The organism is Mycolicibacter sinensis (genome assembly GCF_001673565.1).
Classification (GTDB): Bacteria; Actinomycetota; Actinomycetes; order Mycobacteriales; family Mycobacteriaceae; genus Mycobacterium; species Mycobacterium sinense_C.
Genome location: NZ_LZMF01000100.1, coordinates 1 through 1,251 on the forward strand (window position 1 = coordinate 1; position 1,251 = coordinate 1,251).

The following is a 1,251-nucleotide window of genomic DNA, read 5'->3' on the forward strand; positions in this document are numbered from 1 at the left end:
CCAGGTAGGGGTCGACGTCGCGGGGGCCCACCCTTTCGGCCGCCAGCAGGGCGTAGTCGTTGGTGGTGAGGCCGACGCGATGGATCCTCAGCAGCGGTTGCTGATGGAGGTGGCCTGGGAAGCGCTGGAGAACGCCGGGATCACCAAGGAGGCGATCCGCGGCACCCAGGCCGGTGTCTTCGTCGGCCTCACCACCAACGACTACGCCCTGCTGGCGGCCGAAAGGGTGGGCCCCCGCGACGTCGACCCCTACCTGGCGTTCGGCAACGGCCCGAACTTCGCCGCCGGCCGGTTGTCGTATTTCCTTGGCGTGCACGGCCCGGCGATCATGGTGGACACCGCGTGTTCGTCGTCGCTGGTGACGATTCATCTGGCGTGCGCGAGCCTGCGGCGCCGCGAGTCGGATCAGGCGCTGGCGGCCGGGGTGAACCTGATGCTGAGTCCGCAGAACAGTGTGGCGACGTCGCGGTGGGGGATGTTGGCGCCGGACGGGCAGTGCAAGACCTTCGACGCCGGCGCCGACGGCTACGTGCGCGGCGAGGGCGCCGGGGTGGTGGTGCTCAAGCGGCTTTCGGATGCTCAGCGTGATGGTGACCGGATTCTGGCGCTGGTGCGGGGTTCGGCGGCGAATCAGGATGGGCCGTCGAGTGGTCAGACGGTGCCGTCGGGTCCGGCGCAGCAGAAGGTGGTGCGCGCGGCGTTGGCCGCGGCGCGGTTGGAGCCGGGTGATATCGACTACGTCGAGGCGCACGGCACCGGCACCGCGCTGGGTGATCCGATCGAGTTGGATGCGCTGGCGGCGGTGTTCGGTGAGCGTGGTTCCTCGGCGCCGCTGGTGCTGGGCTCGGTGAAGACGAATCTGGGGCATCTTGAATCGGCTTCGGGTGTCGCGGGTTTCATCAAGACGGTGCTGTCGGTGCAGCAGGGTTTCATTCCGCGGCACCTGAACTTTTCGGAGTTGACGCCCAATGCCGGTGCGGGGGCGTCGAAGTTCCAGATCGCCGCGCAGGCGATGGCGTGGCCGGCGGTGTCGCGTCCGCGGCGGGCGGGGGTGTCTTCGTTTGGGGTGTCGGGCACCAATGCGCATGTGGTGATCGAGCAGGCCCCGGTCGTCGAGGCGGTTGAGCCGGCCGGGCCGGTTGCTGAGCCGGTGGTGCAGACGTTGGTGGTGTCGGGTAAGTCGCCGGCGCGGATCGCGGCCACCGCCGGTGTGCTGGCGCAGTGGTTGACCGGCGCCGGCGCCGACGTGCC

General features: G+C 69.6%; 1 protein-coding gene. It reads left to right on the forward strand.

Annotation, left to right across the window (positions count from 1 at the left end; genetic code table 11):
- A partial coding sequence (locus tag A5648_RS14825) for a polyketide synthase (RefSeq protein WP_342707269.1) occupies positions 1-1,251 on the forward strand: 1,251 nt, incomplete at both ends.